The organism is Anoxybacillus tengchongensis, assembly GCF_014201585.1.
GTDB lineage: Bacteria > Bacillota > Bacilli > Bacillales > Anoxybacillaceae > Anoxybacillus > Anoxybacillus tengchongensis.
Genome location: NZ_JACHES010000002.1, coordinates 224,262 through 247,375, shown reverse-complemented (window position 1 = coordinate 247,375; position 23,114 = coordinate 224,262). Strand labels below are relative to the sequence as shown.

30 protein-coding genes are annotated in these 23,114 nt (G+C 42.5%); 25 read left to right on the top strand and 5 right to left on the bottom strand.

The genetic code is table 11. The annotated features are described in order from the left end of the window. Nucleotides 1-76 precede the first annotated feature (76 nt). The gene (gene ctaG / locus HNQ82_RS03620; protein WP_183247208.1) at nt 77-946 is read left to right on the top strand and encodes a cytochrome c oxidase assembly factor CtaG; all 870 of its coding nucleotides are present in this window, start codon (nt 77-79) and stop codon (nt 944-946) included. Between the two features lie 14 nt (nt 947-960). After that, nucleotides 961-1,419 (top strand): DUF420 domain-containing protein, encoded by a 459-nt coding sequence (locus HNQ82_RS03615; RefSeq protein WP_032101562.1) that lies wholly within the window; start codon nt 961-963, stop codon nt 1,417-1,419. A 26-nt stretch (nt 1,420-1,445) separates the two neighbouring features. On the opposite strand, the gene ytvI is transcribed toward HNQ82_RS03615, so the two are convergent. Next, the gene (gene ytvI / locus HNQ82_RS03610) at nt 1,446-2,564 is read right to left on the bottom strand and encodes a sporulation integral membrane protein YtvI (protein WP_183247206.1); all 1,119 of its coding nucleotides are present in this window, start codon (nt 2,562-2,564) and stop codon (nt 1,446-1,448) included. Here ytvI and HNQ82_RS03605 point away from each other — a divergent pair. Then, on the top strand, nt 2,551-2,811 hold the full coding sequence (locus tag HNQ82_RS03605; protein ID WP_183247204.1) for a hypothetical protein: 261 nt from the start codon (nt 2,551-2,553) through the stop codon (nt 2,809-2,811). The two genes, ytvI and HNQ82_RS03605, sit on opposite strands and share 14 nt — an antisense overlap. 6 nt (nt 2,812-2,817) lie before the next feature. On the opposite strand, the gene HNQ82_RS03600 is transcribed toward HNQ82_RS03605, so the two are convergent. Next, nucleotides 2,818-3,177, bottom strand: coding sequence for a YugN family protein (locus tag HNQ82_RS03600; protein WP_032101560.1), 360 nt, complete (start codon nt 3,175-3,177; stop codon nt 2,818-2,820). Nucleotides 3,178-3,308: 131 nt separating this feature from the next. Between HNQ82_RS03600 and HNQ82_RS03595 the strand changes: the two genes are divergently transcribed. From HNQ82_RS03595 to HNQ82_RS03565, 7 genes are all read left to right on the top strand, one after another. Further along, nucleotides 3,309-3,725: a CBS domain-containing protein gene (locus tag HNQ82_RS03595; protein WP_183247201.1), complete on the top strand. Its 417-nt coding sequence runs from the start codon at nt 3,309-3,311 to the stop codon at nt 3,723-3,725. A gap of 102 nt (nt 3,726-3,827) precedes the next feature. After that, nucleotides 3,828-4,838, top strand: coding sequence for a CAP domain-containing protein (locus HNQ82_RS03590; protein ID WP_183247199.1), 1,011 nt, complete (start codon nt 3,828-3,830; stop codon nt 4,836-4,838). A gap of 65 nt (nt 4,839-4,903) precedes the next feature. Then, nucleotides 4,904-5,233, top strand: coding sequence for a YlbD family protein (locus HNQ82_RS03585; protein ID WP_183247197.1), 330 nt, complete (start codon nt 4,904-4,906; stop codon nt 5,231-5,233). Nucleotides 5,234-5,244: 11 nt separating this feature from the next. After that, nucleotides 5,245-5,487: a YlbE-like family protein gene (locus tag HNQ82_RS03580; protein ID WP_183247195.1), complete on the top strand. Its 243-nt coding sequence runs from the start codon at nt 5,245-5,247 to the stop codon at nt 5,485-5,487. Nucleotides 5,488-5,519: 32 nt separating this feature from the next. Further along, complete coding sequence (locus HNQ82_RS03575) at nt 5,520-5,891, top strand: hypothetical protein (RefSeq protein WP_221261004.1); 372 nt, start codon at nt 5,520-5,522, stop codon at nt 5,889-5,891. A gap of 71 nt (nt 5,892-5,962) precedes the next feature. Continuing rightward, on the top strand, nt 5,963-6,412 hold the full coding sequence (locus HNQ82_RS03570) for a YlbF family regulator (RefSeq protein WP_183247191.1): 450 nt from the start codon (nt 5,963-5,965) through the stop codon (nt 6,410-6,412). Nucleotides 6,413-6,433: 21 nt separating this feature from the next. Further along, nucleotides 6,434-6,700, top strand: coding sequence for a YlbG family protein (locus HNQ82_RS03565; protein WP_055440389.1), 267 nt, complete (start codon nt 6,434-6,436; stop codon nt 6,698-6,700). A 29-nt stretch (nt 6,701-6,729) separates the two neighbouring features. Here the strand turns inward: HNQ82_RS03565 and HNQ82_RS03560 are convergent, their stop codons facing one another. Then, complete coding sequence (locus HNQ82_RS03560) at nt 6,730-7,119, bottom strand: DUF7147 family protein (RefSeq protein WP_032101595.1); 390 nt, start codon at nt 7,117-7,119, stop codon at nt 6,730-6,732. A 143-nt stretch (nt 7,120-7,262) separates the two neighbouring features. On the opposite strand from HNQ82_RS03560, the gene HNQ82_RS03555 reads away from it, so the two are divergent. From HNQ82_RS03555 to coaD, 3 genes are all read left to right on the top strand, one after another. Then, complete coding sequence (locus tag HNQ82_RS03555; RefSeq protein WP_183247189.1) at nt 7,263-8,591, top strand: hypothetical protein; 1,329 nt, start codon at nt 7,263-7,265, stop codon at nt 8,589-8,591. A 265-nt stretch (nt 8,592-8,856) separates the two neighbouring features. Continuing rightward, entirely contained in the window at nt 8,857-9,423 is a 567-nt protein-coding gene (gene rsmD / locus HNQ82_RS03550; protein ID WP_183247187.1) for a 16S rRNA (guanine(966)-N(2))-methyltransferase RsmD, read from the top strand. Nucleotides 9,424-9,425: 2 nt separating this feature from the next. Further along, nucleotides 9,426-9,923: a pantetheine-phosphate adenylyltransferase gene (gene coaD, locus HNQ82_RS03545; protein ID WP_055440193.1), complete on the top strand. Its 498-nt coding sequence runs from the start codon at nt 9,426-9,428 to the stop codon at nt 9,921-9,923. Here coaD and ylbJ read toward each other — a convergent pair. Further along, entirely contained in the window at nt 9,920-11,125 is a 1,206-nt protein-coding gene (gene ylbJ, locus HNQ82_RS03540) for a sporulation integral membrane protein YlbJ (RefSeq protein ID WP_183247185.1), read from the bottom strand. The genes coaD and ylbJ overlap by 4 nt on opposite strands. A 99-nt stretch (nt 11,126-11,224) precedes the next feature. Here ylbJ and HNQ82_RS03535 point away from each other — a divergent pair, with 99 nt between their 5' ends. Next, nucleotides 11,225-12,001 carry a patatin-like phospholipase family protein gene (locus HNQ82_RS03535; protein ID WP_183247183.1) on the top strand — a complete coding sequence of 259 codons (777 nt, stop codon included), beginning with the start codon at nt 11,225-11,227 and terminating at the stop codon, nt 11,999-12,001. After that, nucleotides 11,998-13,011, top strand: coding sequence for a SepM family pheromone-processing serine protease (locus HNQ82_RS03530; RefSeq protein WP_183247181.1), 1,014 nt, complete (start codon nt 11,998-12,000; stop codon nt 13,009-13,011). The genes HNQ82_RS03535 and HNQ82_RS03530 overlap by 4 nt, the downstream gene beginning before the upstream one ends. Here the strand turns inward: HNQ82_RS03530 and HNQ82_RS03525 are convergent. After that, a complete protein-coding gene (locus HNQ82_RS03525) occupies nt 13,003-14,208 on the bottom strand; it encodes a nucleotidyltransferase (RefSeq protein ID WP_183247180.1) in 1,206 nt (401 codons plus the stop codon). The genes HNQ82_RS03530 and HNQ82_RS03525 overlap by 9 nt on opposite strands. 141 nt (nt 14,209-14,349) lie before the next feature. Here HNQ82_RS03525 and HNQ82_RS03520 point away from each other — a divergent pair, with 141 nt between their 5' ends. From HNQ82_RS03520 to HNQ82_RS03475, 10 genes are all read left to right on the top strand, one after another. After that, complete coding sequence (locus HNQ82_RS03520; protein WP_183241719.1) at nt 14,350-14,865, top strand: YceD family protein; 516 nt, start codon at nt 14,350-14,352, stop codon at nt 14,863-14,865. Between the two features lie 63 nt (nt 14,866-14,928). Further along, complete coding sequence (rpmF, locus tag HNQ82_RS03515) at nt 14,929-15,102, top strand: 50S ribosomal protein L32 (RefSeq protein WP_003395111.1); 174 nt, start codon at nt 14,929-14,931, stop codon at nt 15,100-15,102. Nucleotides 15,103-15,206: 104 nt separating this feature from the next. Further along, nucleotides 15,207-15,959, top strand: a complete 753-nt coding sequence (locus HNQ82_RS03510; RefSeq protein ID WP_183247178.1) for an enoyl-CoA hydratase/isomerase family protein — start codon at nt 15,207-15,209, stop codon at nt 15,957-15,959. Between the two features lie 60 nt (nt 15,960-16,019). Continuing rightward, entirely contained in the window at nt 16,020-16,466 is a 447-nt protein-coding gene (locus HNQ82_RS03505; RefSeq protein WP_221261002.1) for an RsfA family transcriptional regulator, read from the top strand. A gap of 68 nt (nt 16,467-16,534) precedes the next feature. Beyond that, nucleotides 16,535-17,428 (top strand): 2-dehydropantoate 2-reductase, encoded by an 894-nt coding sequence (locus HNQ82_RS03500; RefSeq protein WP_183247176.1) that lies wholly within the window; start codon nt 16,535-16,537, stop codon nt 17,426-17,428. Beyond that, complete coding sequence (locus HNQ82_RS03495) at nt 17,425-17,820, top strand: DUF3397 family protein (protein ID WP_183247174.1); 396 nt, start codon at nt 17,425-17,427, stop codon at nt 17,818-17,820. Before HNQ82_RS03500 ends, HNQ82_RS03495 begins: the two co-directional genes overlap by 4 nt. 19 nt (nt 17,821-17,839) lie before the next feature. Next, nucleotides 17,840-19,450 (top strand): bacillithiol biosynthesis cysteine-adding enzyme BshC, encoded by a 1,611-nt coding sequence (gene bshC / locus HNQ82_RS03490; protein ID WP_183247171.1) that lies wholly within the window; start codon nt 17,840-17,842, stop codon nt 19,448-19,450. A 148-nt stretch (nt 19,451-19,598) separates the two neighbouring features. Then, entirely contained in the window at nt 19,599-20,531 is a 933-nt protein-coding gene (rsmH, locus tag HNQ82_RS03485; protein WP_183247168.1) for a 16S rRNA (cytosine(1402)-N(4))-methyltransferase RsmH, read from the top strand. 17 nt (nt 20,532-20,548) lie between these two features. Beyond that, entirely contained in the window at nt 20,549-20,911 is a 363-nt protein-coding gene (ftsL, locus tag HNQ82_RS03480; RefSeq protein WP_183247166.1) for a cell division protein FtsL, read from the top strand. A 6-nt stretch (nt 20,912-20,917) separates the two neighbouring features. After that, nucleotides 20,918-23,095, top strand: coding sequence for a penicillin-binding protein (locus HNQ82_RS03475; protein WP_183247164.1), 2,178 nt, complete (start codon nt 20,918-20,920; stop codon nt 23,093-23,095). Nucleotides 23,096-23,114: the final 19 nt, after the last annotated feature.

Sequence of the window (23,114 nt, the reverse complement as noted above, 5' to 3'; positions counted from 1 at the left end):
GCACGTGCTAGCTTCTTTTCTTTTCACGTTTGTTACGTTTGTAGTATAATAAAATCGGAAAAAAAGCGAGGTGAATATGATGCCGTTAAGTATATTTGGTTTTGAAGCGATGTGGAGTCCGTACTTTTTCATTTTTTTAGTCGCTGTGACGATCGCCTATTTTTGGCTCGTAAACCGTTCAAACAAGCCGACGACGACAAAACAAAAAACGTTGTTTGTTACGGCGATTGTTTTGCTTTACATTTGTAAAGGTTCTCCGGTTGATTTGTTAGGTCATTTAATGTTTAGTGCGCATATGACGCAAATGGCTGTCCTTTATTTAATGGTACCGCCGCTTCTCATTAAAGGCATTCCATCGTGGATGTTTGAAGCGCTCTTTCGTATTTCATTCATTCGTTCAACGTTTACGTTTTTAACTAAGCCGATCATTGCGTTATTTTTGTTTAATGGTATTTTCTCTTTATACCATGTTCCTCTTATTTTCGATGTTGTAAAAACAAATATGTGGCTACATGCATTCATGACCATTGCCATTTTTATTTCAGCGATGATCATGTGGTGGCCGCTTGTCAACGAAGTAAAAGGGTTTTCCACATTATCTGGCTTGAAAAAAATCGGCTACATTTTTGCTGATGGCGTATTGCTTACACCAGCATGTGCGCTCATTATTTTTGCCGATACGCCGCTATATGCCACATATTACGATCCTGCCGCATGGATGAATGCGTTAGCGCTTTGTGTGCCACAAAGCACATTGTCATCACTTGAATTGAGTGGACCAGAAATGTTTAGTTCGATGTCGTTATTACACGACCAACAGCTCGGTGGTGTATTAATGAAAATCATCCAAGAAATTGTATATGGAGTCATGTTGTTTTACATTTTTATTGCATGGTATCGGAAAGAACGAGATGAGGAAACAATCGCCGTTCAAACAACAAAATAAAGAGGGGAGAAGTTATGGTACCGATTTTACCTACGATTAGTACAAGCTTTATTGTCATTAGCGCAATTCTTGTAGCAGTTGGCTGGTATTTTATTCGCCAAAAGCAAGTAAAGAAACATGAAAAAACGATGTGGCTTGCTGCCGCTTTTGCGCTTGCCTTTTTCATCATTTATTTATCACGTACGATTTTTATCGGCAATACAAGTTTCGGCGGTCCGGACGATATAAAAATATATTATACAATCTTTTTGTTTTTCCACATTTTTTTGGCGACTGCGGGTGCCGTTTTTGGCATTGTGACGTTGCTTTCCGCGGTGAAAAAAAATTGGGTACGCCATAAAAAAATTGGTCCAATTACAAGTGTTGTATGGTTTTTCACCGCAACAACAGGCGTTGCTGTTTATTTGTTGTTATACGTGTTTTATCGCGGTGGTGAAACGACATCGGTCATTAAAGCGATTTTAGGATTTTAAAAGAGGGTGACGATTCACCCTCTTTTTTACAATTTAAAGTTGAATTTAATAATACCTGCTTCTTTCGCTGATTTTATAGCAATCAGTAAAAGCGGGAATAAAATGAGCCCGAGTGCGCCCATAATTTTCACACCTAAATACATGGAAATAAGTGTCGCAAGCGGCGATAAGCCGATATGTGCGCCCATGACTTTTGGCTCAATTGTTCGGCGTAAAATAAGTAAAATGACGCCGAGAATCGATAGTTTTGTGGCTAATACGGTGTCCCCTGTGATGAAGTGGAAAATGGCCCAAGGTGCCATAATGACAATTGAACCGATGATTGGGATAAAGTCGATCACCCAAATGATAAACGCAGTAAATAATGCCACTTTCGGTGTAATAAGCAGCAATCCAACGAGCGATACTGCAAAAATAATTAAGCTAACGAGAAATTGCGCTTTCCAAAAACCGAATACGACATATGATAGACGCGACATCATAAAATGTACTTTTTCTTTCGTTTCTTCTGTTAAATGTGAAAAAATCGCTTCGCGTATTTTCGGTAAGTCGTGCATAAATAAAAATAAAGTAATTAAATAGACGAGAAAATTAATTAAAAATTTTGGAACGTTGGCAATAAGTGCGCTGACTTTATTCAAATTGAGTGAAGCCGTCAATTGCGTCTTTAATTTTGTTAAAAACAAATCGACTTGATGGCTTAATTCTGCTACAACAAACGGTGGTAATTTTTCAGTCTGCTTGTACCAACGAGCGACAAGTTCATTCCAACCCGCAATCATTTCATTAATGTATAAAGGTGAGTTTTTAAAAAAATGAAATGCTTCTGTCACAATTTTTGTAATAATAAAGTAGCCGCTTAAAAACATAAATAACGTAAATAAACTAAACACAAGAAGTGTGGCGGACTGCCGTTTAAACCCGATCCGTTGTTGTGCCACTTTGACGGCGGGCTCTAAAAAAATAGCAGTAATAAACGCAAATAAAATGGGAACAGCAATCGGAGCGACCCAATACGTCAATAAGACGATTGCAAGTAAAATAAGAATGATGTATACGGACCGCTTTGAAATTTTCTCAAACAACGAAACGACACCTGCTTTCATTTCATAAATCGTATGGAGGATGTATATGCATAAACCCATTATAACGATTGTTGCGATGAGTGTACAACCGTTTGATGATGTTATATTAGAAGAAGTGAGACTACACGAGCAACAAAAACGATTGACGATTCATATGACCGTTTCTTTTATGAGGCATGACAACATGCTCGCTTTATGTGAACGCATTCAAAAACAAGTCATTGACGATATATACGAGATGACAGAAAGAGAGGTGTTTGCCGTTCATCTATATGTCCGTCGCCTCGTTGACGGAAAAAACGCATGAGCGCGCTCATGCGTTTATGTTTGCAAGACCTTCTTTCACTTTTGCTAAAAGAGCTTCACATTGGTTCACTAATGACGAAGGGAAGTTTTCGCCCTCACCGTATTCGACACCATGTGGATAATAATGTTTACCAAGCAACGGTTTCATCAGTTTAATGATCGCATGGCGACCACCAACGTCTCCTTCAACGGCATAGCCTTGCACACGCAAATAAAAAACATCATTTTTAATTTCAAATTTGCGGTCATATGTGACACGGTCGTAATCCCATTGACCTGCACGCACAAAGCCGAGGCTTTCCATTAATTCGTCTAAACGTGTTAATGGCGCTGTTTGATTTTCAATACCTGTATTTTCAAAGCGCATCGTTCATGTCCCCCTTATGTAAAATAAAACATTCCTCCATTAATAATAGTACGAAAGCGCATAACTTTCAATGACGAGCTTCATAATTGTTCCGATTTTGGTGAAACTAATGTGCGAAAGGAGAGATCAGTATGGCAACAGTAAAAGAAATGATGACGACAGACGTTGAATGTTGTACACCGCTTGATAATATATACGAAGCAGCGGTAAAAATGCGTGATTATAACGTCGGATCTATTCCGATTGTAGACGGAAATCGCCTCGTTGGCATTGTGACAGACCGAGACTTAGTCATACGCGGCATTGCCGAGAAAAAGCCAGGTTCGACAGCTGTCACAGAAGTGATGAGCGAACAGCTTGTGACAATTTCACCAGACGCTTCTGTTGCTGAAGCTGCCCGTTTAATGGCAAAGCATCAAATTCGTCGTTTGCCTGTTGTAGAAGGCGATACGTTAGTTGGAATGATGTCGCTCGGTGATTTAGCAATTCATGAAGCAAGCGATGAACAAGCAGGAGAAGCATTAACGGAAATTTCGCAATATCATTAACGAGTAAAGGCTATGTTTTCGCATAGCCTTATTTTTTAGTGTTGTAATGTAGGCAAGCTGTATATAATGGAAGTATATACAACAGCTAAGGGAGAATGGTGCATGCGTTGGATAGTCGCACTTATCGTTATTTTTATTTTCATTTTTTCTTTTTTACCAACAGATGAACAAGCTCCGTTAAACGATACATCCATGATGAGTGAACAAACGAGCGAGAAAACGGTCGCAGAAGGGTTAGGGGCATGGATCGGAAAGACGGAAGAAGAAGTGGAACAAACATTTGGACAGCCAGCCCGTATCGATCCGTCCGCTTACGGCTACGTATGGTGGGTATATAATCACCCGAAAACGTATATGCAAATCGGTATTCTTGATGGACGAGTCGTCACAATTTATGCGTGTGGACCGGAAGTGAACGTTGCCCCGTTTCAGTTCAACCGCTCAATTAACGAACTGCTACAAACGATGCCGCTTCACGATGAGATCCATGTGCAACTAGATGACGGTGTATATCGCTTTCAATTGACCGAAGAAGATTTACTCATTCAACCGCTTCTTTCGTTTGGCGATGCGTACGTGCAATTGTATATTGATCGTTTTACCGGCAAATTATCAAGCATTCGCTGGGTTGACGGGGAAACGTTAGTGAAGCTTCGTCCATATGAACTCGAATATCGTGGTCCGTTGCCGAGTGTAGAAATGGATGAAACGCTCGAAACACAAGTGGAGCGAGCAAACGCCCAACAAATTTTTGATATTACAAACGTGATGCGCGTACGTCACGGTGTTTCTCCACTCGAATGGGACGAACGTGTAGCGAAAGTGGCGTATGAACATAGTAAAGATATGGCCGAAAATCACTTTTTTGCACACGAATCCCCGACAAATGGCGATTTAAAGCAACGACTAACAAAAGCAAACGTTCGTTTTGAATTAGCAGGGGAAAATATTGCCTCGGAATATGTCGATGCGCCAGCAGTCGTCGAAGCGTGGCTCAACAGCCGCAGTCATCGGCAAACGTTGTTAAATGGAGAATTGACGCATTTAGGCGTTGGTGTATATAAACGTTATTATACGCAAAACTTTATTCGCCCTTTTTCCGAGCCAAAATAGGCGCACGCATTGGCTGTTCGGTCGTAATATATGATAGGCAAACAAACAAGGAAGGAGCGACCGATATGTCCATTGAACAATTTAAACAGTTTGTGAAAAAACATCCAAAGTTAATTGAAGAGGTGCGCCAAGGAAAAAAAACGTGGAAACAGCTATACAACGATTGGTACGTATTCGGCGAAGACGATGACATGTGGGATGAATATCGATCAAGCGGGGGCAAACAAGAGCAAGGAGATCTTATACAAAAGCTAGCAAGTTACGTCAAACATCTTGACGTCAACGAGCTTCAAACGTACATTACAAATGTTCAACAAGCGATTATGTCTATTCAAGAGGTCGTCCGCCAAATGCAGCAGACGAAGAAAGATCCATTTTCGTTTCGAAAAGATTAAGGGGATATGTGATGAGAAAAGACGTATACGAATACATTATAGCAAAGCCAAAGCTCCATCAATTTTTACGTGAACAACCGACATGGTATCGACGACTAGCAAGACGTCCGATGGATATAAAAGAAATGGAAAAACAAATGCGTCACTATTATAAACAGACGCTACCGCATAAAGTGGAACGGGTCGTTCAAACGATCGAAATGGCAAAAATGATGATGGCGATGATGAAACTAATGAAGGACACTCATAATTAGACGAGAAACGCAAACACTATCACTACGAAAGGATGGTGAAAGTGTTGCGCTTCTTTTTTTTATGTGTTGCGCTGTTGTTTTCGACGTTTATGTCTACTCATCACCTAGTTACTTTTGCTGAACAGAAACAAACGTTATTTGTGAAACATCATGTGAAAGGAAATAACGTCTTTGTCGAATGCATTATCGACGAGTTTACTTTTATGAAAGGCACGCATCCAAAAAAAGATGGGCAAGGACGTATTCATATTTACGTCAATGGCAAAAGAGTGAGCGAAACGACAACGGCTGCCTTTGTCATTCGTGGCTTGCCTGTTGGAAAACATACGATTCGCTTGGAGCTTGTCCATAACGATGCAAGTAAATACAACGTCTCACACGAATTTACGGTAACGATCTCATAAGTCTGGAGCAACCAGACTTATTTGTTTTGTGGACGAAATCGTGATATGATAACGTTGTGGAGGTGTTGCTCGTGCTTGTAGCAACGGTCGAACGATTGCAGTTATTAGATTTTGCTGAAGAGCTTGGCAAAATGATTGTCGAATCAGACGTGGCGGAGAAATACCGTCGCTGTTTTTATCATATGCAACAAGATGAGAAAGCGCAGCAACTCATTCGTCAGTTCGTTCAGTTAAAAGAGCGATACGAAGATGTGCAACGTTTTGGTAAATATCATCCAGACTACAAAGAAGTGACAAAACTCGTGCGCGAGGCGAAACGCGAACTGGATTTATACGGTCCGATTGCCGCGTTTAAACAAGCAGAAAAAGAAATGCAGTCGCTGTTAGATGAAATTAGCACGATGATCGGTCGAGCCGTATCTGAAAACATTAAAGTGCCGACAGGAAATCCGTATTTTGATTCTTTATCTTGCGGGGGAGGATGCGGGTCTGGCGGTGCGTGCGGCTGTCGGACGAAGTGAGAAAAGGGGGATGGGGTTTTTATGTTTCCGATGCGTCAAGGAATTATCGTTTGGCTGTATTCGTTAAAACATAGTAAGCAGTTGAGGAAATATGGAAACGTTCATTACGTATCGAAACGATTAAAATATGCTGTTTTATATTGCAACATGGACGAAGTAGAAGATGTGATGAAAAAAATCGCTTCGCTCCCGTTCGTCAAACGCGTCGAACCTTCATATCGCCCATACGTGAAGGTCGAATTTGAATCAAAAGTCGATAAAGAAAAGGAATACGAATATGGAATATAAAAAGGATGTCGCAGTTAGACATCCTCTTTTTATTGTAATGGCGGAATAAACCGATTCATGCGCATAATGCCAATTAAATGTTGGTAGTATAGTTGTAAGTCGGCAAAAAAGCTTGACGGTTTTACATCCAAATGAATAATTTCTCGGTTTAATTCTTTTGCTAATTCGATAAACAGCTCATATCTTTTTGTCACTTTCACAGACGGATGTGGAATGCCTTCTCGGCAAATGTATAGCGGTTGAAAATCGCCAGGATCCGTCGGATGAAGTACAACGACGAACGACGTGACCGCTTTGCCGTCTTTCATCGTATGAAAAGCAAACAAACCAGACAAACGATGACGGTTTGATTTCGCAATTTCGATGAGCTCATAAATGTCAGAATACCCTTCCCCTAATTCAATAAAACGTTGAATCATCACCATTCCCTCACTTTATGTTTTCTCTCCTCATTTACTTTAACACGTTCAACTTTTTTCGACAATTAGTGAAAACGGTGTATGACAACGCGTTGAAATTTTGCTATTGTTATAGTATAAACTGCTGAATGAGGGGCCTTCGTATGTGGAAAGTAGCTTTTATTTCAACGCTCCTTTTTCTTGGCGTTAGCGCGGGAGCTTTATATTATCAATGGGACGAATATCATACGGAAGCGACAAAACAATCGGTGCTGCAACATGACATTGAAGCGACATTTACGGGAAAAACGATTGAAGTCGTTCATCATATACGCGGAGCTGTTGCTGACACATATGAAGTGACAGTGCCAAAAGAAGTAAAAGACGTTTCGTGCTCAAACGAAAAAACATGCGTGAAACGACAAAACGGGAAAATAGTCGTAGACGCACCGAAGACCGGGAAGCTTTCTCTGACGTATCGTGTGCCGATTGAACCAAAAGAGCCGCTTTTCGTTCAAGCATGGCTCGTTCGTTTTCATACAACACAACCACAACAAACAAACATATCGCTGACCGATGTCGTTCATCCGAAAGGGGTATGGGCAGCAGACGGGAAGCTCGTTGGCTATGTATATAAACCATCTTTTTCATTTTTTATGTGGGAAAAAACAGGCGGACAAACCGTTCCGCTTTATTTTCAATCTGAGCTGTTGCGTCCAACGTTTAACGATGATTTGGTCGTATATGCGACAAAGCCACTTGATCAAACGGCGTTATCGTTTTGGAAACAAAGCGGTGTGCAAACGTTAATTGTTACTTCGTCGCGTCTGCAATATATGACGCCGACGTTTGTCATTATACCGAATACTTCTTCTTTGGCAAACGTGCAGCGCACTTATGTTCGTGTGCAGTTACAGCAACGGTTTCCAAATAGCGTTGTTGCTGATTGGATATGGGATTTGCTCGTTTCATACATGACGAAAACCGAGCCGCTGACAAAAAAAGCAAGACTTGTTTTTCAACAATTGCAACAAACATTAACGAAAGAAGAACAACAAACGTTTTGGACGCTCGTCAACGCAAACGCTGGTCAACCGTTGACGATGAAAAAGTTAGACGAATGGCTCGGAGCAGCGTATGGAGGAAATACGACATTTTTTCAAGATGAACAATCGTACATGACATTCACAGAACGGAAAGTGCTCGTCGTCAATGACGTAAAATTGCCGAATGCACATGTTTTATTAAAGGACGGTCAACAACTATTTCCGTTCGTTCCGATTATGCGCACGCTTGGCTATACTGTTCAACGTTCAGGCGAGGCGGTATTTATTGAAAAAGGTAGTGCTCGTTGGCGCTTTTTTACAAACAGCACGAATGCGGTCATTCAAGAATGGGATGGAATGTTGTATATTGAACGGACAGAATTTCCGAAATGGTTTTCAGTTTACATTAGCGAAACGAACGAGGAAATACATGTAGTCGGTCAGTAAGATAAAAAAAATGCCCTGTGGCATATGCCGCAGGGTTCCTTCCATTCTTTTTCAGCCAAGCCGAAAAAGAGAAGGAAAAAAGGGAGAGGAGAAACCGGAGGAAGAACTTATGGGGAACGTAAGTCTTCTCCGTGGTTGGCAACAACATCATCAACGATGTTGTTACTATCAGTATGACCATTGTTTTGAATTGTATACATGTTCATCATTTTTTTCCTTCCAACCATTCGGTTATGATATGATCATAAAAGCGAGGTGAAATATGATGAGAGTCATATCAGGGAAGTGCAAAGGAAAACCGCTTCAAGCCGTTCCAGGAATGACGACACGCCCAACGACAGATAAAGTGAAAGAAGCGATGTTTAATATGATTGGTCCGTATTTTTCTGGTGGGATTGGCCTTGATTTATTTGGTGGAAGCGGTGGGCTTGGCATCGAAGCGTTAAGTCGCGGATTAGAGCGCGTCATTTTCGTCGATCATGATGCGAAGGCCGTTCAAACGATGAAAAAGAACGTGGCTGCCTGCCGCTTGACCGATCAAGCTGAAATTTATCGCAACGATGCCGAGCGCGCCCTGAAAGCGATCATGAAAAGAGGGCTGACATTTCGTTTAATTTTTCTTGACCCGCCTTACAAAAATAAGAAGTTGGAAGCGCTTATTGCGATGATCGATGCGCATCAGCTTTTAGAACGGGATGGCTTTCTTGTCGCGGAGCACGATGCGGAAGTCAAGCTTCCCATTCATATCGGACGTTTAACAAAAGTGAAATATGAAACGTATGGCATTACGGCTGTATCGATTTACGCTTACGTAGACGAGGAAGGAGAATAAAGATGGCAAGCATTGCGGTATGCCCGGGAAGTTTTGATCCTGTCACATACGGGCATTTAGACATTATTCGCCGCGGGGCGAAAGTGTTTGACAAAGTATATGTTGTCGTATTAAACAATTCATCGAAAAAACCGCTATTTTCAACAGAAGAGCGAGTACAGCTACTTGAAGAAGTAACAAAAGATTTACATAACGTCATCGTTGACTCTTATCAAGGCTTACTTGTCGATTACGCTCGCAGCAAACACGCAAGCGCCATTTTGCGCGGCTTGCGCGCTGTTTCTGACTTTGAATATGAGATGCAAATTACATCAATGAACCGCGTATTAAACGAGCAAATTGAAACGTTTTTTATGATGACGAACAATCAATACGCCTTTTTAAGCTCAAGCATCGTCAAAGAAGTCGCGAAATATAACGGCAACATTTCTGAACTTGTGCCAAAAGTTGTGGAAGAAGCGCTTCGAAAAAAATTTGCTCATGAAGAAAACCACCTTTAAACAGGTGGTTTTTCACGTCGGAAAGCGATAACGACATATAAAAGGCATACGGTAGCGGTCACAAAAAAGCCATATTGTTCAATCCAATGTATGTATAACATCGGCCAACGGATCGCCCCTTCTGGAAGCCAAACGGGCAACGTTTCTGCCGACTCGAGCGGCTGAACATAAAGCGGCTTCCAAAGTAAGAATGCGAAAAAAGAAGCGAAAAATCCATGGAAAATACGAGCGATAAAAAACGGCTGAAAGCGGATATGGGCTTCCGCTAAAATGCTTGCGACTTGTGCTTGTACCGAAAAGCCGCCAAAAGCGAGAATAAAGCTTGTGATCATGACTTTTTGTAATAACGTTGCGTTTGTTACTTCACTCGTCATTTGGCTGCCGAGTGTAATTTCAAATAATCCTGCGATGAACGGAACGCTTAATTCGCTCGGTAAATGAAAAAGCGCTAAGGCGTATTGTATCATGTCGGCTAACCATTTCGTTATGTTTGTAATGTAAAGCAATTTATTTAAAACGGAAAATAAAATAATAAATCCACCGATCATGAAAAGGGTTTGAATGGAGGAGCGAACCGCATCTCCAAGCAGCTTTCCGATCGCTTGGCTATGTTTTAAGCGCGCTTCATGCATCGCGCGAAACGCTTGAAGCAAAAGGCTCTTTTTTTGTTTTGGAATCGTGTCGTTTTCATCTTTTCCGTGAAAGCGCATCATGAAACCGACGCAAATGTTGCCGAGATAATGAGATAAAGCAAGAATGATACCGATGTTTGGATTATGAAAAAATCCGACGGAAATGGCACCGAAAATAAAAAGCGGATTAGACGAATTGGTAAACGAAACGAGCCGTTCTGCTTCAATGGCGGAAAGTTGTTGTTGCTGTCTTAAGCGAGCGGTCAGTTTTGCACCGGCAGGGTATCCCGAAGCCATACCCATCGCCCAAACGAACCCACCGATGCCTGGGACTTTAAAAAGCGGACGCATGAACGGCTCAAGCAATACGCCGAGAAAATGAACGACACCAAAACCGATTAAAATTTCTGATACAATAAAAAAAGGAAGAAGGGAAGGAAAAACGACATCCCACCACATATGTAATCCTCGTACCGCTGCTTCAAATGAATGTTGCGGATAGCGAAGCAATGCGATACATAAACAAATAATGATCGATGATAACAGCAATGTTTTCCATTTTTCTTTCATCGTTCGTTGGCCTCCTCATTCGCCGATCGTACTCGTTTTAATATACGAGTATATGTGGACATTTTAGACCATAGTATTGAACAGGAAGGGGGAGCGGGAATGAAAATCGGGTTGGCGTTAGGCTCTGGCGGTGCACGCGGTTTTGCGCATGCCGGGGTTATCAAAGTGCTAGAAGAAGAAAACATTCCGATTCATATGATTGCCGGAAGTAGCATGGGAGCACTCGTTGGAGCGTTGTACGCATCAGGCATGTCAACGGAACGATTATATCGCCTTGCGACAGCGTTTCGGCGCAACGATTATATCGATTGGACGGTACCAAAAATAGGTCTCATTTCCGGTCGTCAAATTAAACATTTCATCTCGGTCATGACGAAACAAAAGCGTATTGAAGATGCCCGCATTCCACTGGCGATTGTGGCGACCGATTTACAAAAAGGAGAGAAAGTCGTGTTCCGCCAAGGAAGTATAGCGGATGCGGTACGCGCGAGCATTTCCATTCCCGGCATTTTTGTGCCAGAACGTTTGAATGACCGCCTTCTTGTTGATGGTGGGGTGATCGATCGCGTACCAGCGACCGTTGTACGCGAGATGGGAGCTGACGTCGTCATCGCTGTCGATGTCGCTTCCGTGAAAAAAAACGATACGATCACGTCCATTTTCGATGTCATTTTACAAAGTTTAGACATTATTCAAGCGGAACTCGCTTCCCACCGCATCGCCCACGCTGATGTCGTCATTCGGCCATCGCTTGAGCGTTACAGTTCATATGCGTTTACCCATGCGAAAGAGATGATTCAAATGGGGGAGGAAGCAGCGCGTCAACAGCTTCCTATCATTCGTCAATTGCTTGCAGAGAAGGGGTTTAAACAATGACTAAAAGACGGTATATTCGAGTAACGATCATTATTGCACTATTACTCGCTTTTGCGACTTTTTTTCACTTACCGTATTACGTGACGATGCCCGGAACGGCGGAGCCGCTGCGTCCGCTCGTGGAAGTACGAGGCGGTTATAAGGAAAAAGGACAATTTATGTTAACGACCGTTCGCATGGGGCAAGCCAATCTTTTTTCGTTTGCGTTTGCACATATAAGTAAATATAACGAGTTATATCGAATGGATGAAGTAAGACAAGAAGGGGAAAGCGACGAAGAATATACACACCGTCAATTAAAAATGATGGAAAGTTCAAAAGAGACCGCCATTGCCGTTGCCTACAAAAAAGCAAACAAACCGTTTTCGTATCGAAATAAAGGGGTATATGTGTTGTATGTTGTTGACGGCATGCCGGCAGCGAACGTATTAAAAAGTGGTGATCAAATTGTAGCAGTGGACGGACAACGTATCAATGAAGCGGACGAGTTTATTCAATACGTTAGCGAAAAGAAAGAAGGAGAGCGTATTCGCGTCACATATAAACGGTCAGGGAAAGAAAAAACAGCGACGTTGACACTTGCGCCGTTTCCGAAAGAAAAACATCGCGTCGGTCTCGGGCTTTCCGTCATGACCGATCGCGATATCGTTACCGATCCGCCTGTCCGCATTGAATCTGATCAAATTGGCGGACCTTCTGCTGGACTTATGTTTACGCTTGAAGTGTACAATCAACTCGTTCCGCAAGATTTAACGAAAGGCTATCGCATTGCCGGTACAGGAACGATCAACATCGACGGCGAAGTCGGACCAATTGGCGGCATTTCACAAAAGGTGATCGCAGCCCATAAAGCAGGAGCGGACATTTTTTTCGCTCCGAACGAACGCGGAGCGAAACATTCCAATTACAAAGAAGCGGTCAAAACAGCAAAAGATATCGGCACAAAGATGAAAATTGTACCTGTCGACACGTTCGATGATGCGATTCGATTTTTACAAAAATTATCGTAACGGAGGGGTTTTGTATTCACGTTGCAACGCTTCCGTCCAAAGTGGCTCAGGCAGAATAGACACATAAGCTTGCGTCGCTTTTTTTTCGATGTGATATATAGCATCGTGTCGCATTTGTTTGACGCTTGTCACAAGTGGCAACGCCATTTGTTTTTTAACCGCTTGTAAATACGCTCTCCCTGTTTCGTTCATCGCTAGCGGACGAACGTATGTTGCACCTTTGTTTTCATGTGCTTTTTCCATTTCTTTTTTTGTGACGTTTGTTAATATATGTGTGCATATGCGTTGCAACCGTGTCCACGTATATCGTTTCGTTTTGACAACCGAAAGAAAATCGTGAAACGATGTAGCGTGAATGATCGCTTTTTTTAGTCGATATTCAATTCCTTCTTCCACTTCAGCAATTTGCTGAATGTCGTCTACATTCATCGTCAATAATCGGTATTTTAAAAGCGGAAAATATTTCTCCCAATCGTGCCACGTCATATACGTATGGCGATACGTTTGGAGCGTGTCATATGTTGTATGCGGGACGTAGCGTGCGACATCGTCGTGATCGGACTGTAAAAAACGGCGAATGCTTGTTGCGCTCGCAATATCATCGTTTGCTGGAAGCGTTTCATCGTGATAGTGAGCAACGATCCGCTGAATCGTCTCTGGTTTTATATTGCTTCGTTGTTCGATAATCGCTTTGACGTAATGCAACCCTAAAATGTTGTTCGGTTGTGAAACGTCAAGCGTGTCGTGTCCAATGTCATGAAGGGCAAGCGCATACGCTTTTGCATAGTTGATGCCTTGGCGTACATATTGTTTTACTTTTTCGTTATGTTGTTCTTTTTTATAAATGAGCAGCTGAGCTGTTTTTATAAACGGTTCGATGCTTCCGTGCTCGCTTCCGAAACATAATTGCTCGCAAAAAAGCGCATCGAGAATTGAAACAGCGCCGTGGGCGAATCGTTCCGCCGTTTGAACGGCAAATGAATAAGGGAGTTCAACGACGAGATCGACGCCGCCTGCAAGCGCCATGCGGGCGCGCTCCCATTTTGGCACGATCGCAGGTTCCCCTCGTTGCGTAAATGAACTACTTATGACGGCAATGACGCAATCTGCGCTCGTTTTTTTTCTCGTTTGTTGCACATGATATAAATGCCCGTTATGAAACGGATTGTATTCGACAACGATGCCGACCGCTTTCATTTGTTGTCCACCTTTCTTTTTTATGTAAAACGTGATACAGTGAGTATAAGTCGATTATAATGGAAGTAGTGTAAAGAAAAAATATTGACAAAACCGTTGTTCAAACGTATAATTTTCTTTGTTGTCTTGAGGTGATTATCATTGAGATGGTCTATTCATCAACTTCATCAGTTGCAACATAAAGGGTTGACGATTGACGAAATGGCCGATGTGTCCGAGCTAAAAGAAGTGGACGCTTCCATTCGCGACATTTCACCTGTTCGTATTCACGGACGGGCAGATGTGAGTGCGAAAAAGTTTACGTTTCACTTAACGATCGAAGGGACGATGCAACTCCCTTGTTCTCGTACGCTTGTAGACGTGTCGTATCCATTCGCAATCGAAAGCACAGAAACGTTTTTTTTGAACGATTATGATGCAACAGATGAAGAGTCGCATGTTGTTCAAGGGGATGCGATCGACTTAATGCCGATCGTCAAAGAACTCATTCTCCTTGAAGTGCCGATGCAAGTGTTTAGCGAGCAACCGGATCATCCCGATGCCGTTCCGCAATCCGGAAAAGGATGGACGGTCATTTCGGAAGAAGAATATGAAAACAAAATTGATCCGCGTCTTGCGAAGCTAGCAAAGTTTTTTGAAAACAAAAATGAATCTTAAGGGAAGATCCGGAACTACACCGGCCTCCATATTCGCCTAAATCTCTTTAAGGAGGTGGAAATGATGGCAGTACCTTTTAGAAGAACATCGAAAATGAAAAAGAGACTACGTCGTACGCACTTCAAATTGCGCGTACCTGGTATGGTAGAATGCCCAAACTGCGGTGAAATGAAACTTGCTCATCGCGTATGTAAAGTTTGTGGAACATACAAAGGAAAAGACGTTGTAAACAAATAAGAAAAGCGCGGGGAATTGCCCTTGCGCTTTTCTTATTTTGAAGGGAAAAAAGCGCGCGGGAGCGAATAAAAAGGGCGTACATACAGTAAAGGGGAGAGGGGAAAATGATTGAAAAACAACATCATATCGTCTGGTTCACGATTTGTCGTCCGGCAAGACGAAATGCGATTGATTATGCAGTCATGGACGAACTCGAGCAAGCGCTTACGCTCGTTGAACACGACGATGATGCGAAAGTGCTCGTCATTACAGGTGAAGGAGAAGAGGCGTTTTGTGCGGGCGGCGACTTACAAGTGTTTCATCAACTCAAAACAAAAGAAGAAGCGCATGCGATGTTAGCGAAAATGGGTAACATTTTATATCGACTGTTGACGTTGCCAAAACCAACGGTTGCTTTAATCAATGGAACGGCTATTGGCGGAGGTTGTGAATTAGCGACAGCATGCGATTTTCGTTTTGCACGTGCCGGGGCGCGCCTTGGATTTGTGCAAGCGAATTTAGCGATCACAACCGGTTGGGGCGGCGCTGCGATGTTGTTTGAAAAAATGCCGTACGATAAAGCGCTCGATGTACTGTTGCGCGCGCAAACGATGACGGCGGAAGAAGCGGCGCATATCGGCTTCGTTCATCGTATTTTTCCTAACTCGTTGCGCGAACGATGTGAAAAAGAGTTAACGGATTATACGAATAAATCAACGGCCGTCTTGCGCGCTTACAAAGAAGCGGCGGTTGCACGTTGGAAAACAGAAACATTTCGCCAACGTTTTTTCCTTGAAATTGAACGATGTGCATACTTATGGGAAAGCGACGAGCACAATGAAGCAGTACAATCATTTTTAGCCAAACGAAACAAATAATCGTCTATCTTCTCTATTAGCTGCATACTCATATAGTAAATGCAGCGAGGAGGGATAGAAATGATGCGCCAAGATGCATGGACAGAGGAAGAAGATGTATTGCTTGCTGAAACGGTGTTAGCTTTTGTGAAGGAAGGTAGCACACAATTACGAGCGTTTGAAGAAGTAGGAAAAAAACTATCGCGAACGGCAGCAGCTTGTGGTTTTCGTTGGAACGCATACGTTCGCAAAAAATATGAAGAAGCGCTAGAGATGGCTAAACAACAAAGAAAAAAGAAAAAAGAGCAACAATGGCCCGAACGTGACATGACGTTACAAGATGTTATTTCCTTCTTACAAACGTTGCAACAACGTGGGGAAGGACAACAAGAAATCGAACAATTGCGTCAACAAGTACGAATGCTCCAAAAAGAAAAAGAAGAGCTTGAAAAGCAACTACAAGCGGTACAACAAGAATACCAGGCGGTCATGCACATTTTAGAGCGCGCACGCCAATTGTCTGTATAGTAGCTGATAGACGCCAGCTACTTTTTTTTATACAATAAAACATAGGAAAAAAAGAGGAGGATTGTTGGGTGCGCATCGGAATTATAGGGGGCGGAGCGGTCGGATTGTTGGCGGCGGCTTACTTTAGTAAAAAATATGATGTGACAATTTATACACGCCGATATGAGCAGGCAGAACAATTGCGTACGCATGGGCTGACGGTCATATATGGCAATGAGCGGACGACGCATCGTGTCCATGCTGAACCGTTCGTTCGAGCCATTGAAGAAGATGTGTTGTTTCTTGCGGTCAAACAATACGATGTAACAAACATATTAAACACGCGCATACATATGCTTCAAGCAAACGCGATCATGTTTTTACAAAACGGCATGGGGCATGTACCGTATTTACCGCATTTGCCACAAAAGCATATTGCGCTTGCTGTCGTTGAACATGGCGCCTTAAAAATCGATGATACGACCGTTTCGCATACCGGCATCGGACGAACGAAATGGAGCATATGGCGAGGAGAGAAAGAAACGTTTTCATTTTTATCAGAAGTAGATGCGCGCTTTCTATTTGAATACGTTGACGATTGGGAAACGATGTTAATTGAAAAGTTAATGGTCAATGTATGTATTAATCCACTTACCGCTTTATTGGGTGTTCCAAACGGCATGTTAGTGACACATGTGCCGTATCGACAAGCGATGGAACAATTGTTTCATGAAGTGGCGTCTATTTTTCAGCTTGAGCAACAGGAGCGCATATGGCGGCACATTCAAACGGTTTGTGAACAAACAGCCGCTAATCGCTCATCGATGTTGCGTGATATCGAGGCAGGGCGGAGAACCGAACTAGATGCGATTTTAGGCTATGTCATCGAGCGGGCGAATGAGCGACACGTTCCAGCCCCAATTAGCACGTTGTTATATGCGCTTGTGAAAGGGAGAGAACTAGAGGGGGAGAAGAAAAAGTGAAAGATGTACTCGCCTCTTTCATTGCAGTAATGATTGTTATGCCGTTTTTTTCGTTTTTTTTCATGTTTGTGCTTGCCAAAACCGTTTTTCGGCGAAAAGGAAAACGTGCGTTTCATTTTGCTGTGAACGGATCGACGATTTTTTTTATTTTTGCTGTTCACGTTTTATTACAAGCCATTTTTCAACGATCGTATATCGTTGAATTGCTCATTTTTTTTATTGTAACATTTATGATTGGAATGATTTTATATTGGAAAAAAACAGGGGATGTATCGTTACAACGAACGTTTAAGCTATATTGGAGAATGCAATTTTTATTATTTACAACCGCTTATATTGGATTGTTTATATATGGGATCATTCATCGTGCCATGATCGCATTTTCATCATGAATGAGAAAGGAAGTTTACCATGGAAGTCATCGAGCTGTCATTGCCAGCAACGAACCGTTTAGCAACGGAATATATTGAAGGGACGTTTCCCGTTCACGAGGCGTTTCATCCTTGTTCGTTTGAAGAGCGTTTGCAAAAGTTACGAAAACGGACGTACTTACGCGATGCGCTCGTTCATCATTTGCTTGCGTATCATAAGCAGTTTCAAGCAAGCGATCAAACGATTGCAAATATTGAAAAATTGCGCCATCCTGACAGCGTTGTCGTCATTGGGGGACAACAAGCCGGCCTTTTAACTGGACCGCTATATACAATATATAAAATCATTTCTATTATTACATTAGCGAAACAGCAAGAACAACAGCTTGGCGTTCCTGTCGTTCCGGTGTTTTGGATGGCTTCTGAGGACCATGACATCGCAGAAATTAATTATGTGCATGTTGCTGAAGACGGCAAAGTAAAAAAATATGTATATTCCCCATTAGCGAAAGAAAAGCGAATGGCTGCCCACATTGAACTTAATGCAGACGAGCTAACGGAATGGGTTGATGATATATTAAAAACATATGGTGAAACAAATGTGACGAATGAGTTGCGGACATACATACATGAATGTATTGCGAAATCGAGAACGGTGGCGGAATTTTTTGCAAACGTTATTTTCACGTTGTTTGCCAAAGAAGGAATCGTCGTTGTCGATGCGGCTCATCCACAATTGCGAGCGATAGAGCGCGAATGGTTCATGACGCTCGCTCATGAACATGAGGCCATTACACACGCCCTTCAAAACCAACAGCAACATCTCGAACGACTAGGCTACAAAAAAGCGATTGATGTGACGCCGATGTGCGCGCATTTGTTTTACGATGACGGTCAACGTCGCTTGTTGTATTACGACGATACTCAACATTGTTTTTACACAAAAGATGGAGTGTACCGTTTCACACATGATGAACTAAGACAACGAATTGAAAGCGAACCGCAATCGTTTAGCAACAACGTCGTTACACGACCGCTCATGCAAGAATGGTTATTTCCGACGCTCGCTTTTATTGCCGGTCCCGGTGAAATCGCTTATTGGGCGGAGTTAAAACAAGTATTTGAACATTTCCAATGGCATATGCCGCCGATTGTACCGCGCCTTTCAGTTACGCTTGTTGAACGCCACATTGCTGCAGATTTAGCAGATGTGCATATGACGGTAGAAGAAGCGTTAACGATTGGCACGAAGCGAGCGCTAGAGGAATGGATACGCAACAATCAACCAGCGGCATTTGATGAGACGTTTCGTGAAGCAAAAAAACAAATGGCACTTATTCACGAACAACTTCGCCAACTCGGTATGCAAGTGGATCCGCATCTGGAGGAAGTGATGTTGAAAAATGCCGAACGAATGGAGACACAAATCGATTATCTTCAACAATTGATTACACGTCGCATGTTACAAAAACATGACGTACATGTGCGTAAATATGAGCGTATTGAGCTGTCGCTGCGCCCGAACAATATGCCACAAGAACGCGTTTGGAACGTACTTTACTATATGAATCGTTACGGTCTAGATTTTGTTGATCGGCTGCTTCATGTCGATTATCGTTGGAATGGTATGCATAAAATTGTATATATTTAACTGTTTTCGTCGATAAAAAAATCCTGTCGCATACAGGATTTTTTTTGTATACAATAGAATAGTTCGGAAGTAAGTAGTGAATTTTGTGAAATGATGGTACAATACAATTGCAATCATTTTTTACGTATTTTTTAGGTAGGTGACATCGTTGTTTCATCACGTAACTGTATTATTAAAAGAAACTGTTGACGGATTAAATGTTAAAAAAGATGGTACATATGTAGATTGCACGCTCGGTGGAGCTGGACATAGCGAATATTTATTATCGCAATTATCACCAGAAGGACGATTGTTTGCTTTTGATCAAGATGATGTGGCGATTCGTCATGCACAGCAAAAACTCGAACGATATAGCGGACAGTTTACAATCATTAAAAGCAACTTCCGCTATTTAAAACAACAGCTAGCGCTTTACGATGTGCATGAAGTCGACGGCATTTTATTTGATCTTGGCGTATCATCTCCGCAGCTCGATATGCCCGAGCGTGGTTTTAGTTATCAACATGAGGCGCCGCTCGATATGCGCATGGACCGGGATCAAACATTAACAGCATACGACGTTGTCAACACATGGCCGTATGAGCAACTTGTGAAAATTTTTTTCCAATATGGCGAAGAAAAATTTTCAAAGGCGATCGCTCGTAAAATTGAGCAAGCGCGCAAGCAAAAGCCAATCGAAACGACGACGGAGCTTTCAGAAATCATTAAAGAAGCGATTCCCGCACCAGCGCGTCGCACAGGAGGTCATCCAGCAAAACGCGTGTTCCAAGCCATTCGCATCGCGGTCAACGATGAATTGCGCGCGTTTGAAGAAGCGATTGAACAAGCGATCGATCTATTAAAGCCCGGGGGAAGAATTAGCGTCATTACGTTCCATTCGCTTGAAGATCGCATTTGTAAGCTAGCGTTTAAACAAGCAAGTGAAACACCGCACTTGCCGCCTGGATTGCCGATCATTCCAGATGAGTATAAGCCGAAATTAAAAATCATTACAAAAAAACCGATCGTTCCGTCTGAAGAAGAATTGCAACATAATCACCGTGCACGATCTGCGAAATTGCGCATTGCTGAAAAACTGTAAAAAAGGGGGAATGATGTATGGCTGCTGTTCGCATGCAGCAAAAAGTACAAAAAGTACAACAAGAGCAACACGTTCAACGTGTACCGAGAAAAAAAACAAAACGGAACATACGTTGGACCTTAGGAGAAAAAATCGTATTTGTTTCGTTTCTTGCCTTTGCACTATATAGTAGCGTCACGATCATCTCGAATCAATTTACAATTTATCATGTCAATAAAGAAGTGCAACAGTTGCAAACGAGCATTGAAGAGCAAGAAAAACGAAACCGTGATTTATACGTGCAAGTACAAGAGTTAAGCACATATGAACGTATTTTAGCGAAAGCGAAAGAGCTCGGCCTTACATTAAACGAAAATAACGTAAAAGTTGTGCAGGACTGATGCCAGATGAGAAAGCATAAACATACGCATAGAGGAGCAGCTATATCTTTCGTTTTTTTTAGCTTGCTCTTTTTTCTATTGTTTGGACGTTTCGTTTATTTACAAGCAACAGGTGTTGCGGACGGACAAGTGTTAGCGGTCGAGGCGCAAAAACGTTATTTAAAAAAACAAGTGCTTGAAGCGAAGCGCGGAACGATTTTTGATCGAGACGGGGAAATTATCGCTGAAGACATTCCTTCATATACAGTTGCCGCCATTCTCGATCCGGACATGCCACAACATGTGACCGATCCTGAAAAAACAGCACAAAAGTTGGCACCGCTATTAAAGATGGACGTGGCGGATGTCGAGCGCATTTTAAAAAGGAAAGCGAAGCAAGTCGAGTTCGGTCCGAACGGTCGAGGGATTACCCAAACGTTGAAACAAAAAATTGAGGCGTTAGAGCTTCCGGGCATTACGTTCATACGTGACTCGAAACGATTTTACCCGAACGGCACATTTGCTTCGTACGTTGTCGGCTATGCACAAAAAGATGAAGCAACGAACGAAGTGGAAGGAAAAATGGGCATTGAAAAGCAGTTTAATGAGCAGCTGAAAGAAAAAGATGGACACGTTGCTTATGAAGGCGATCCACAAGGATTTAAACTCCCGTATGCAGACGAACAAATCGTTCCACCACAAAATGGAAAGAATATTTATTTAACGATCGATAAACACATTCAAACGTTTTTAGAAGATGCGATGAACGCTGTTGAAAAACAATATGCGCCGAAAAAAATGATCGCCATTGTTGCCGATCCGAAAACAGGGGCGATTTTAGCGATGAGCACGCGCCCAAGTTTTGATCCGAACAAACGAAACATTGAAAACTACTTTAACGATGCGATTTCTTATCCGTACGAGCCGGGATCGACAATGAAAATTTTTACGCTCGCTGCGGCGGTGAATGAAGGAGTATTTCAGCCGAATGAAACGTACCAGTCCGGTTCATATCAAGTCGGTCCTCATCGCGTTCGTGACCATAACAAAGTCGGTTGGGGGCAAATTACGTTTCTTGAAGGGGTGCAACGTTCATCAAACGTCGCATTCGCAAAAATTGTGCGCGAAAAATTAGGAGAAGATCGCTTTTTGCAATACTTACATCGTTTCCACTTTAATGAACCAACCGGCATTGAGTTGCCGGGTGAAAAAACTGGAAACATTTTATATCGTTATCCGATCGAAAAAGTGACGACAGGCTTTGGACAAGGAACGTCGGTCACACCAATTCAACAAGTTCAAGCAGCTACCGCCATCGCAAACGGTGGGAAAATGATGAAGCCGTACGTTGTCGATCGTATTGTCGATCCGGAAAGCGGAAAAACGGTCGTAAAACATGAACCGACTGTTGTCGATACGCCGATTTCAAAACAAACAGCCGAAAAAGTACTAGACATTTTAGAAACGGTCGTCACATCTGAGAAAGGAACAGGACGTCCGTATCAAATTGAAGGCTACCGCGTCGCAGGAAAAACCGGAACGGCGCAAATTCCAGATCCGAAAGGCGGATATTTAACCGGTCATCAAAACTATATCTTTTCGTTTTTAGGAATGGCGCCGCGTGAAAATCCGCGTTTAATTATGTATGTTGCGGTGCAACAACCAAACATTTCATATACGGAAACAGGAGCAGCACCCGTATCCATGATTTTTAATTCTGTCATGAAAAGTAGTTTACAATATTTAAACATTCAACCGACGGTGGAGAAAAAACGAGTGAAAAAAGAAAAAAGCATTTCGCTGCCTTCCTATGTCGGTCAATCGGTTGAACAAGCTACACAGTCATTGAAAAATCAAGGGTTACATGTAACGATCATCGGAAAAGGAACGAAAGTGCGTGCACAATTTCCGAAGGCAGGGGAACACGTCGTCGCCCCAGATCGCGTCTTGTTGCAAACGGACGGAAACGCAATGATGCCTGATGTCACAGGCTGGTCGCTGCGCGATGTCATGAAGCTTGCGGAACTGTTGCAGTTAAAGCCAAGCTTTATCGGCAATGGATACGTATTTAGGCAAAATATTACGCCGGGGGCAGTGATCAAACGAAACGACTATATCATTGTCGAGCTGGCGAAACCATCGGAAATCGATGAAAAACAGCAAACCGAAACAGAACAACAAGAAGCAGACGGTCCGGTCGATTAGTTCTATATGAAACGGTACA

What these genes read in the sequence shown, in the direction of transcription:
- HNQ82_RS03555 (WP_183247189.1), top strand. Translation starts at nt 7,263, where the DNA reads ATGTGGAAAGTAGCTTTTATTTCAACGCTCCTTTTTCTTGGCGTTAGC.
- HNQ82_RS03575 (WP_221261004.1), top strand. Translation starts at nt 5,520, where the DNA reads ATGGTGAAAGTGTTGCGCTTCTTTTTTTTATGTGTTGCGCTGTTGTTT.
- HNQ82_RS03615 (WP_032101562.1), top strand. Translation starts at nt 961, where the DNA reads ATGGTACCGATTTTACCTACGATTAGTACAAGCTTTATTGTCATTAGC.
- rpmF (WP_003395111.1), top strand. Translation starts at nt 14,929, where the DNA reads ATGGCAGTACCTTTTAGAAGAACATCGAAAATGAAAAAGAGACTACGT.
- HNQ82_RS03565 (WP_055440389.1), top strand. Translation starts at nt 6,434, where the DNA reads ATGTTTCCGATGCGTCAAGGAATTATCGTTTGGCTGTATTCGTTAAAA.
- HNQ82_RS03475 (WP_183247164.1), top strand. Translation starts at nt 20,918, where the DNA reads ATGAGAAAGCATAAACATACGCATAGAGGAGCAGCTATATCTTTCGTT.
- HNQ82_RS03585 (WP_183247197.1), top strand. Translation starts at nt 4,904, where the DNA reads ATGTCCATTGAACAATTTAAACAGTTTGTGAAAAAACATCCAAAGTTA.
- rsmD (WP_183247187.1), top strand. Translation starts at nt 8,857, where the DNA reads ATGAGAGTCATATCAGGGAAGTGCAAAGGAAAACCGCTTCAAGCCGTT.
- HNQ82_RS03605 (WP_183247204.1), top strand. Translation starts at nt 2,551, where the DNA reads ATGCATAAACCCATTATAACGATTGTTGCGATGAGTGTACAACCGTTT.
- ylbJ (WP_183247185.1), bottom strand. Translation starts at nt 11,125, where the DNA reads ATGAAAGAAAAATGGAAAACATTGCTGTTATCATCGATCATTATTTGT.
- HNQ82_RS03580 (WP_183247195.1), top strand. Translation starts at nt 5,245, where the DNA reads ATGAGAAAAGACGTATACGAATACATTATAGCAAAGCCAAAGCTCCAT.
- HNQ82_RS03510 (WP_183247178.1), top strand. Translation starts at nt 15,207, where the DNA reads ATGATTGAAAAACAACATCATATCGTCTGGTTCACGATTTGTCGTCCG.
- bshC (WP_183247171.1), top strand. Translation starts at nt 17,840, where the DNA reads ATGGAAGTCATCGAGCTGTCATTGCCAGCAACGAACCGTTTAGCAACG.
- HNQ82_RS03530 (WP_183247181.1), top strand. Translation starts at nt 11,998, where the DNA reads ATGACTAAAAGACGGTATATTCGAGTAACGATCATTATTGCACTATTA.
- HNQ82_RS03600 (WP_032101560.1), bottom strand. Translation starts at nt 3,177, where the DNA reads ATGCGCTTTGAAAATACAGGTATTGAAAATCAAACAGCGCCATTAACA.
- HNQ82_RS03595 (WP_183247201.1), top strand. Translation starts at nt 3,309, where the DNA reads ATGGCAACAGTAAAAGAAATGATGACGACAGACGTTGAATGTTGTACA.
- ctaG (WP_183247208.1), top strand. Translation starts at nt 77, where the DNA reads ATGATGCCGTTAAGTATATTTGGTTTTGAAGCGATGTGGAGTCCGTAC.
- HNQ82_RS03525 (WP_183247180.1), bottom strand. Translation starts at nt 14,208, where the DNA reads ATGAAAGCGGTCGGCATCGTTGTCGAATACAATCCGTTTCATAACGGG.
- HNQ82_RS03505 (WP_221261002.1), top strand. Translation starts at nt 16,020, where the DNA reads ATGATGCGCCAAGATGCATGGACAGAGGAAGAAGATGTATTGCTTGCT.
- HNQ82_RS03560 (WP_032101595.1), bottom strand. Translation starts at nt 7,119, where the DNA reads ATGATTCAACGTTTTATTGAATTAGGGGAAGGGTATTCTGACATTTAT.
- coaD (WP_055440193.1), top strand. Translation starts at nt 9,426, where the DNA reads ATGGCAAGCATTGCGGTATGCCCGGGAAGTTTTGATCCTGTCACATAC.
- ytvI (WP_183247206.1), bottom strand. Translation starts at nt 2,564, where the DNA reads ATGGGTTTATGCATATACATCCTCCATACGATTTATGAAATGAAAGCA.
- HNQ82_RS03535 (WP_183247183.1), top strand. Translation starts at nt 11,225, where the DNA reads ATGAAAATCGGGTTGGCGTTAGGCTCTGGCGGTGCACGCGGTTTTGCG.
- ftsL (WP_183247166.1), top strand. Translation starts at nt 20,549, where the DNA reads ATGGCTGCTGTTCGCATGCAGCAAAAAGTACAAAAAGTACAACAAGAG.
- HNQ82_RS03590 (WP_183247199.1), top strand. Translation starts at nt 3,828, where the DNA reads ATGCGTTGGATAGTCGCACTTATCGTTATTTTTATTTTCATTTTTTCT.